At 65.8% G+C, this 3,770-nt stretch carries 2 protein-coding genes and 1 CRISPR repeat array; of the genes, one reads left to right on the forward strand and one right to left on the reverse strand.

Annotated features, from left to right (window positions below):
• The first annotated feature begins 32 nt into the window (after window positions 1-32).
• Window positions 33-284: a CRISPR direct-repeat array (repeat unit 36 nt; unit sequence GTCGCACGGCAGGAACTTTCCGAGTCGGATTGAAAC).
• A 934-nt stretch (window positions 285-1,218) separates the two neighbouring features.
• A complete protein-coding gene (locus MJ785_RS20900) occupies window positions 1,219-2,934 on the forward strand; it encodes an ATP-binding protein (RefSeq protein ID WP_239377739.1) in 1,716 nt (571 codons plus the stop codon).
• Between the two features lie 656 nt (window positions 2,935-3,590).
• Here MJ785_RS20900 and MJ785_RS20905 read toward each other — a convergent pair.
• On the reverse strand, window positions 3,591-3,770 hold a 180-nt coding region (locus MJ785_RS20905; RefSeq protein ID WP_239382502.1), incomplete at its 5' end, for a hypothetical protein.

Here is a 3,770-nt window from a genome sequence, read left to right on the forward strand (position 1 = left end):
TGACCGACGGGGACGCCCAGTCGACAAACTGAGTCGCACGGCAGGAACTTTCCGAGTCGGATTGAAACTACCACTTCATGTGATCTACGACTGCCTCAACCTTCTTGTCGCACGGCAGGAACTTTCCGAGTCGGATTGAAACTCCGGATGCGTCGCGCCAAAGCGTTCGCCTCGGGTGTCGCACGGCAGGAACTTTCCGAGTCGGATTGAAACACCTCGGCCATCAGCAGCACGCTGGCGTCCAGGTGGTCGCAGGGCGGGAGCTTTCCGAGTCGTGACCCCATCCGGCGCTGCTGGTGATCTATATTTGGGCAGTGGATGGGCGTTGCGACTTCGGTCTGTGAGCAGCGCGCAGTCCATGATCGGCGTGTGTTTGTTGTTGTGTACGGTTTTCGCCCGGATCGGCGTGCCTAACAACAAACATGTGCCGATCATGATGGCAACTAATGCTGCCCGGCCGCATTTTTCCTGCTGTCAGGCCACGTATTGTCACGCGAGCTACGATCAAGTAAGTCGTAACATTCGGTCGCTGGGACTCCACCCGTCGGTGACGGACCAGGATTTACACCGCATGGGTGCGTAGATCCGGCTTAGAGCGCCCGAGGATAGGGCCTTCGATCAGCGAGCAGCTCATCCGCGCCCGGTCCGGCAAGGCGGCGGAGGAAGGCGCCCTGGTGGTGGGCGCCGACTGACGACAACGCGGCCGGGCGGGATGCGGGGAGCCGCGAGCCGGACAGTCCTATCCTCGGGCGCTCTTAGGGGCTACCGTCGCGGCTCGCTCCTGCTGGCAGTAACTGTGATGTTCCGCAGCCTGCGGGCGTGGCTGCGGTACCTGGACCTGACTTAGAGCGACCGGCAATAGGGACGCGGCGTCGCCGGGCTGGGGCACGCACCTCGCTGTGTTGTCGTCGGTCACCACCCAATACCAGGGTGGCTCCCTCCTCCGCCTTGCGATGTACGCACCCCAGCCCCGCTCCTTGATCCACGCCCCTATTGCCGGGCGCTCTTACCCGAGCAAGCCCGCTGACTGGGCCGAATACACAACTGCGCTGCGTGCCAAACGCCGCGAGCCCGGTCGGATGGCCGCGTCACCCACCTCGTGGTCTGGGCGTTGCTACCGGACCGGCCTGCCAGGGCGTGACGGTCCGGCGGCTGAGGTGCAGAGGTAATCTGACGCCTGCAAGATCAGACCGGCGGCAGCCAGCGAGGAGCGGCTCGATGGTCAGCCACTTCCTCTCCTTCTCGCCGATCGACGCGGCAGCGGTCCGTGCGGCGATCGACGGTGGCGAGACGCTGTCGGTCGAGTTCAAGAGTGAACAACGCCAGTCCCTGGGCGACCGTGAGCTGATCGAGGCGGTGGTCTGTCTCGCCAACGGCCGTGGCGGTGTGCTGCTCCTCGGAGTTGAGGACTCCGGCGTGATCACCGGCGCACGGCCTCGGCACGGCGATCGGACGGAGCCGCAGCGGCTTCAGGCACTCATCGCAAATTCGACGCAGCCACCCGTGCAGACCTCCGTCTCCACGGTCGAGGTCGAGGGGACACCGGTCCTGTGCGTCCAGGTGGAAAACAGCCCGCGCATCGTCGGTACTACCCGCGGGATGTATCAGCGGCGGGCCATCGGAGGCGACGGCAAGCCAACCTGTGTACCGGTCCACGCGCATGAGATGCTCGCGCACGAGATCGACCGCGGAGCACTGGACTACTCGGTGCTTCCCGTACCCGACGCGGGCTGGAACGACCTGGATCCGCTGGAATTCGAGCGGTTCCGTCGACTGATCCGAGAATCCGCCGGCTACGGCGACCGGGTGCTTGCCGAGCTGGACGATCAAGATATCGCACGTGCTCTCGGCCTGCTTGAGCAGCGAGGTGGCGCAACCGCGGTCTGTGCGGGTGCGCTGCTCCTGTTCGGTCGGGAGGAGGCGATCCGCCGCTACTGCCCGACCCACGAAGCGGCCTTCCAGGCATTGCGGGGCCTGGCGGTCCAGGTGAACGACTTCTTCGCCTGGCCGCTATTCCGCCTGGCCGAGGAGCTCCTCACACGGTTCCGGGCCCGCAACTCCGAGCAGGAGATCCAGTTCGGCCTCCTCCGGGTCAGCGTTCCCGCCTACTCGGAGACGGCCTACCGCGAGGCGCTTGCCAACGCACTGATCCACCGGGACTACACCGCCCGAGGCGCGGTCCACGTCCAGTGGCAGGACGAGCAGTTGGAGATCACGAATCCCGGGGGCTTCCCGGCTGGGATCACTGTTGACAACTTCCTCGTCGCGTCACCGCGCCCCCGCAACCCGCGGATCGCCGACGCTTTCAAACGGGCGGGAATCGTCGAGCGGACCGGTCGTGGGATCAACCGGATTTTTGCTGAGCAGCTGCGTTTCGGTCACAGCCCGCCGGACTACACGCGGTCTACCGATAGTTCTGTCGCGGTGCTGCTCCCAGGCGGCAAGGCAGATCTTTCGCTCATTCGTTACGTCGTCGGCCAGGAGCACCAGGGCCAGCCGCTGATGTTGCCGGACCTGCAGATCGTCACCGATTTGCTACACCACGGCCGGCTTCGTACCGAGGAGGTTGCCGCCGTGCTGCAGGTGGGCGAGGCGGAGGCTCGCCGACAACTCGCGCGGATGGTCGACCGGGGCCTGGTCGAAGCCCGCGGCGGGGGGAAGGGACGCACCTGGCATCTCACCGCGGCGGTCTACCGCGAGCTTCGCGAACCCGCCGCCTACGTGCGGGTCCACGGGTTCGACCAGGCGCAGCAGGAACAGATGGTGATCAAATACGTGGATGTTCATGGCCAGATCACCCGCGGTGAGGCGGCCAACCTATGCTCACTGTCCCCCGACCAGGCGTCCCGACTGCTACGCCGCCTCGCCGGAGGCGACGGTCCTCTCGTCGCCGACGGCGAGGGCCGGTCCCGCGTGTACACGCGCCGCGCGTGATGGGATCACGCGCGCTCGACATCCATCACGCGCGCGTGAAAATACACGCGGCGGTGCGCTCGACGCGGTCGGAGAGCAGAAGGTCGGTGACGGTGATGGACCTGGTCGAGGCGGTGCTGCGGTATGTCGAGCGGTTCCATGCGGCACCGGCACCATCAGATCATCTCGCCGCTCGGGGCGTGGCTGGTGCGCGCCAGCCGGGGAGGTCACCGAGGGGGCACAGCGCACGGCGGTAGAGGATGCGCTGGGCTTGCGATGTGCCGACGGCGGCTGCGGGGCGGCTGCGGCTGCGGGGCGGACCTGCTGGGCAATCCACATCCCGCGGTGCGGTTGGCCACGGCGATCGCACCTGCCGGCGGTTGAGACCGAGGCCCTGCGCTGGGATGGGCTCGCTGCGGCCGAGGCCAACAAGCCGTTGCCGGTGCTGGGGCAGCTGATGGCTGGGGCGGAGGCGGTGGGTGCGTGAGCCCGTTCAGGTCGGCTCGGCAGGCCGATGGGGACGGCTACGCCGTGCTTGTTGATCCGTAGCCGTGGTGGGTTTGTCATCGTCGGTCTTCCTGGGGGCTGTGCCTGCGCCTGTCCGTATCCGACGGATGAGGGTGAGGTGACGGCGATATATGCCCGGGGAGGCTTCGAGGGGCTGATGCGTGTGGCTGTCAAGCGGTTAAATCTTGATCGACATCCAGAACCTCTGACACGCCGACGAAACGGGGAGGTTCTGGCAAAGATCGATATTGCTGTGACCTGCATAAACGTAAACGATCAATCTTTTGGATCAGTTTATCCACAGCCCTCGTCGGGAGGTTCTGGAAGGATCTTGCAAACCCGCAGCTCAG

The sequence above is a fragment of the Protofrankia sp. CiT1 genome, assembly GCF_917627335.1.
GTDB lineage: Bacteria > Actinomycetota > Actinomycetes > Frankiales > Frankiaceae > Protofrankia.